Here is a 6725-nt window from a genome sequence, read left to right on the forward strand (position 1 = left end):
GCCGGTAACCCCTGGCTCGCCAAAGGGGAAGCGAAAATTATCCTCAATGAGGTCAACAGCCGCGACCCCAGTCACCTCAATGGCTGGGTTGAAGTGGCTGGCCGCAAAGCGGAGGTGATTATCGCTAACCCCGCCGGGATCACCTGCAACGGCTGCGGGTTTATCAACGCGCATCGTACCACGCTGACCACCGGCGAGGCGCTGATGGAACAGGGCCGGTTGAAAGGGTTTGATGTCAATCAGGGGGAAGTGCGGATTGACGGGCACGGCATGGACAGCACACAGCAAAGTTACACCGATATTATTGCGCGCTCCGTGGCGATTAACGCCAGATTACATGCGCAAGACCTGAACGTGACCACCGGACGCAATCGGGTGGATGCTGCGCACCGGCAAATTGAAAAAAAATCGGCTGATAATAATCCCCCGGCGTTTGCGTTGGATGTGGCGGCACTGGGCGGCATGTATGCCCATAAAATCAGGCTGATAGGCACTGAAGCCGGGGTGGGGGTGCATAATGCCGGTAATATCGGCGCGTCTGCCGGGGAGGTCCATATCACCGCCGATGGTCGGATAGAGAACCTCGGCACCCTCAGCAGCCGTGACGCGTTGCAGTTAACCAGTACCGCAAAGATAGACAATCAGGGCAAACTCCTGTCGCAATCGACAGTGACCTTGCAATCAGGCGAACAACTAAACAATAGTGGCCGGGTTGAGGCACGGGGCAATATCACCGCCAGAGCAGGCACGATACACAGTGGTCACGGCAGTGTGTGGGCCGCCGGGCTGGATGATAAAGGCCGTACCACGTTACCCGGCTCATTAACTCTGACCGCGCAGCAGGTTCAGGCGAAGGGGAAAAATCTGGCCGCCGATACGCTGGCTATCCACAGCCAACAGATTGACCTGAGCGACAGCCAGACCGCAGCTAGCCAGATTCAACTCACCGCCAGTCAATTGGGCATCAGTACCGCTCACGCCATCATCAACGCCGACCGTTTGACGGCGAAAACACCGGGCCAGTTTAACAACGACGGCGGCCAGTTAGTGGCGCGGGCAATCCACCTTACGACGCCTGATATCTCTAACCTGAAGGGAAAAATTAATCAGACCGGTCCCGGTGAACTGGTGCTTCATACCCGCACCCTGAATAACCGTGAGGGGAGGGTGTTCAATCAGGGGGAATTGACGCTCACCACCGACCGGCTCGACAACCAGCAGGGCACTATTGCCAGTCACGGCGAGGCGCTGCATCTCACCGCGCATCAGGCCGATAACACTCAGGGGACAGTACAACTGGCAGGCAACGGGACACTGTCACTCAACACCCAACGGTGGCTGGGTAATCAGGGCAAACTACTCACCAATGGCACCCTGACGATACAGGCCGGTGAACTGCAACTCAACCACGCCGAGACTCAGGCCGGGCAGATAACCGTCAACGCGGATACCCTGAGCCATCAAGGCGGCGTGATGCAACAACAGGGCAAAGATACCCTGTCCCTCACCACCCGGATATTGGATAACCAAAACGGCACTATTGCGGGCAACGGCAACCTGAACCTGAAGGCAACAACCGTCGATAATCATCACGGCCACCTCGTGGCCGCTGAAAAAGGCTCGCTGACACTGGCGGTCAAAGACACGCTGGACAATCAGTCGGGCCGGGTGTTAAGCGGCGGGCAGTTAACCCTGCGCACCGGCGATGTGGATAACACCGGCGGGATAATCGCCGCAGACGGTAAAACCACGCTGACCAGCGCCAAGCTCACTAATACTCAGGGACAGATTGCCGGGAATGGCGGGCTGGACATTCACAGCCGACAACTGATAAACCGCGAGGGGGCCTTACAATCCGCCGACGCCCTGACTCTGGATACTAACGGGCAGTTACTGGATAACCAGCAGGGCCAGATTATTGGAGCAGGAAAAACCACAATAACCAGCGGTCCACTGGACAATCGCCACGGTCATCTTCAAGGCGGACAGTTGGCTATCGACACCCGACACGCCGCGCTGGATAACCGGGACGGCAAATTGTTATCCACGGACACCTTAACCCTGAACACTCATCAGCTCGACAATCGTCACGGTCAGGTGCAGGCGGTGGGCGATACCACGCTTAATGTGCAGGAAAAAACCAACAACACCGGCGGCCTTATCCGTGGCGGCGCACAACTGACCCTGAACACCGCTCATTTGATTAACCGGGAAACAACGCAGACGGATAACGGCGTGGAAGCGCAAAACCTGACGGTCAACGCTCAACAGGTGGACAATACCCAGGGTGCCTTACGGGCAGCCAATCACCTGCAAGCTCAGGTGAGTCATACGCTGGAGAATGCACAGGGGTTAATCTCCACGGGCAAACAGCTTACCGTAGGCGACGAGGCCCGTCCTACGTCTCTGGTGATTAACAACCGGCAAGGCACGCTGATTGCCGGGGAGCACGCCACGATTAACGCCCATGCTCTGAGCGGTGACGGCCAACTGTTATCACAAGGCGATATGGCGGTCACTTTAACTGAGGATTTTCACCATACCGGCAATACGGCGGCCAATGGCAATCTGACCCTGAAAACGACCGGCAATCTCCTCAATGATAGCCAGATAAAAGCCGGTCAGGCGCTGCATCTTGACGCACAGCATCTCACCAACAGCGCCTCCGGTGAAATCAGCGCCAAACAAACGCAAATCACGGTTCACGATACGCTGAACAATACCGGATTGATTGACGGTGGCCTGACCCACCTGACGGCCAACACCCTGAACAACACCGGCACCGGGCGCGTTTACGGTGACCAGCTCGCGCTCCAGACAGGGACTCTGAATAACACCGCAGAGGGTGGCAAAGCCGCCGTGATTGCCGCGCGTGACCGGCTGGATATTGGCACCGGAATACTGAACAACCGTGACCATGCCCAGATTGACAGCGTGGGCGATATGCACATCGGCGGCTGGTTGGATAACACTCTGGCGGCTACCGGTCAGGCACGAGAGCTCAATAACCACGCGGCGACGATTGAAGCCGGACGCCACTTGAAGATGAATGCCGACCAGATTAACAACACCAACGCCGGGCTGGTCACTCAGGTCGTCGAAACGGAAAAGTCTCAGAATCATGACGCAGTACTGAGCGGCCAGACCACCCGTTACGACTGGTCACAGGTGGACACTTCTCGCCACAATAAATACGGCGTGCACGATGCCATCATGCCGGACGGCAGCGGCAGTAATGACTTTTACGAATATCAGTACACCCGCACCGTCAAAGAAACCCAGGTCAAACAGAGTGACCCCGGTAAAATTCTGGCCGGGGGCAATCTGACGCTCAACAGTGCACAGGTCACCAATCACGACAGCCAAATTATCGCCGGCGGGGCGCTGGACGGAGTGATAGGCGAGCTGCACAATATCGCCACGCAGGGCGAACGCGTGACCACTGATACCGGCAGCCAGACCCACTGGTATGCAAAAAAAACCAAAAAGAAAAAGTTCGGGTTCGGGGGGACCAAAACCTCACAGGGGAAAAGCCGCAGCAATTATGACCCTGCCCCCATCATAGAAACCATCGACCTGAAAACGCTGGCCTGGCAGGCGCATACCCGTCCACAGGGTACCGATATCACGATTACAGACCGACAAACCGGTCAGATACATACTGCCCCCACGGCGGTCACACCGGTGAACGGTATCAAAAATCAGCCACTGAGTTTGCCCTCGGAGACAGTGAAAGGACAAACGGTTGACCCGGTCATCCGCGTTATCACGCCCGATACCCGATTACCGGATAACAGCCTGTACACCGTGCAACCGGGCAGTGACAGCCACTATCTGGTGGAGACCGACCCGAAATTCACCCAGTACAAACAGTGGCTGGGCTCGGACTACATGCAGCAACAGTTAACGCATGACCCGGCGCTGGTCCACAAACGGTTAGGGGACGGATTCTATGAACAGCGGTTGGTGCGCGACCAAATCACTCAACTGACCGGCCAGCGTTATCTGCCCGGTTACCACAATGATGAAGCGCAGTTTAAAGCGCTGATGGATGCCGGTATTGCCTTTGGTAAACAGCAACAGTTAACGCCGGGCGTGGCCCTCAGCCCGGCGCAGATGGCGCTGCTGACCTCGGACATTATCTGGCTGACTAACCAGACCGTGACCTTACCGGATGGCACCACGCAGGGGGTCACCGTGCCGCAGGTCTATGCGCGCGTGCGTCAGGGCGACCTGAGCAGTAGTGATGGTGCCTTGCTGGCCGGCAATACGGTGGCGCTCAACAGTCAGGGCGATATCACCAACAGCGGCACGATAAGCGGGCGTGACGTCACGCAACTGACCGCCAACAATCTGACCAACAGCGGCTTTATTCGCGGCGGTAAAGTCGACTTAACGGCCCAACAGACGCTCACTAACCGGGGTGGTCAGATTCAAGGAGATGACCGGGTGAGCTTGCAAGGCCGCGATATCACCAGTGCCTCAACCGTGCGCGGGGATGAGGCGAACCGTTGGCTGGACCGCCCTGCGGGCATCTATGTGCAGAACGATAACGGCACCTTATCGCTGAGCGCCATCAACAATGTGCAATTAACCGCCAGTGAGGTGAAGAACGCCGGGAAAGACGGTCACACCGGGATAACGGCCGGGCATGACCTGACGCTGGAGACCGTAAACACGCAACACACAGAAAGCGGCGACTGGGGCGGCGGTAACACGCGCCATCTGACCCAACAGACCGATATCGGCAGCCAGATAACCAGCGCCGGTGACCTGACATTGCAAGCCGGGCATGACCTGACGGCCACCGCAGCTCAGATTAATGCGGGTCAGCAACTGACGGCGCAGGCCGGAAATAACCTGACGCTGACCACCGGTACCGCCTCATCCGACTTAGTGGAGCACAGCAAACAAGCCAGTAAAGGCTGGCTGTCGAAGTCGTCAGTGGAAACCCACGACGAAGTGCATGACCGGCAGGCCCTGAGCACCACATTCAGTGGCGATAAGGTCAATCTCCAGGCCGGTAAAGACCTGCATATCCGTGGAAGTCATGTGGCGGGCACGCAGGATGTCAGCCTGAACGCCGGTCATCAGCTCACCGTCACCACCGTAGCCGAAGCGCACGATGAAACCCATTTACGGCAGGAGAAACAATCGGGCCTGATGGGCACCGGGGGTATCGGCTTCACATTAGGCAAGGCCAGCCAAAAAACCACTACGGACAGTGACAGCCAGCTGACCCAAGGCAGCACGGTGGGTAGCAGTCAGGGCAACGTCACTCTCACCGCAGGTGAACAGCTCCGGGTTCACGGCAGTGACGTAGTGGCAGGTAAAAACATGACCCTCAGCGGTCAGCGCGTCAGTATCACCAGTGCGGAAAATAATCACACGGTCTTGACAAAAACCGAGCAAAAACAGAGCGGCTTAACCGTGGCGCTGAGTGGCACGGCGGGAGGTGCCGTCAACAGCGCGGTGCAAACGGTCCGTGAAGCGCAGCAGACCGAAGACCCGCGCCTCAACGCGTTACAGCACACCAAAGCCGCCCTGAGTGGGGTACAGGCCGTGCAGGCGGGCCGACTGGCGGAGGCTCAGGGCAGTGATGACAAAGGCAATAACAACCTGGCCGGGGTTAACCTGTCCTACGGGCGTCAGTCTTCCCGTTCAGAACAGCAGCAGCATCAGACCACCCAACAGGGTAGCCATCTCACCGCCGGGGATAACCTCACGATAACCGCTAACGGGGAGAGCAAAGGCCCCACAGGCCCGAACGGGGATATCCGTATTCAGGGCAGCCAGTTACAGGCGGGTAAAGACCTGCAACTGAATGCTAACCGGGATATTCAGCTCTCCTCCAGTCAGAACAGTGAGCAGACCACCGGCAAAAACAGCCGCCACGGCAGCTCGCTGGGCGTGGGCCTGACTGCGGGACCGGGGGGCACCGGCCTGAATGTCTCAGCCAATGTCAGTCGGGGCAAAGGCCATGAAAATGGCAACAGTGTCAGTCACAATAACACCACGTTACAGGCAGGACAGACCGTCGAGCTGAACAGTGGCCGGGACACCACGCTCAAAGGGGCGCAGGTCAGCGGCGAACAGATAACCGCCGAGGTGAAACGTCATCTGACGCTCAGTAGCGAACAAGACAGCCACCGCTATGACAGTCAGCAGCAGAACGCCAGTGCCGGGGCCAGTGCCACCGTGGTCCCGCAACCGGGCGGGACCCTCAGCCTCAGCGCCAGCCGCGACAAACTCCACAGCAATTTTGACAGCGTACAGGAACAAACCGGGCTGTATGCGGGGAAAGGGGGCTATCAGGTGAACGTGGGGGACCATACTCAGCTTGACGGCGCGGTGATTGCCAGCACGGCCGACAAAGCCCACAACACCCTTGACACGGGCACGTTGGGCTTTAAGGACATTCAAAACAAAGCGGACTTCCGTACTGAACACCAGAGTGCCGGTATCAGCACCGGGGGGCCCGTTGGCAGTCAATTACTGAGCAATCTGGCCGCCAATACTCTGGTGGGCGCGAACAGCGCCGGCCATGATGAAAGTACCACGCACGCTGCCGTCAGTGAGGGCGCGGTGATTATCCGGGATAAGGACCACCAAACGCAGGATATTGCCACTCTGAGCGGCGATACCGATAACGCCGCTAATGTCCTCAGTCCGATATTTGACAGGGAAAAAGAACAGCAGCGTTTGCAACAGGCGCAACTGATTGG

Annotated in this window: 1 protein-coding gene; it reads left to right on the forward strand. The window is 57.9% G+C overall.

Translation table 11 applies throughout. The features are described 5' to 3' along the window. On the forward strand, positions 1 to 6725 hold a 6725-nt coding region (locus ACGF7G_RS21260), incomplete at both ends, for a hemagglutinin repeat-containing protein (RefSeq protein ID WP_387468188.1).

Origin of the sequence: Photorhabdus sp. RM323S, assembly GCF_042879375.1 — a bacterium.
In the GTDB taxonomy this organism is placed as follows: Bacteria; Pseudomonadota; Gammaproteobacteria; order Enterobacterales; family Enterobacteriaceae; genus Photorhabdus; species Photorhabdus tasmaniensis.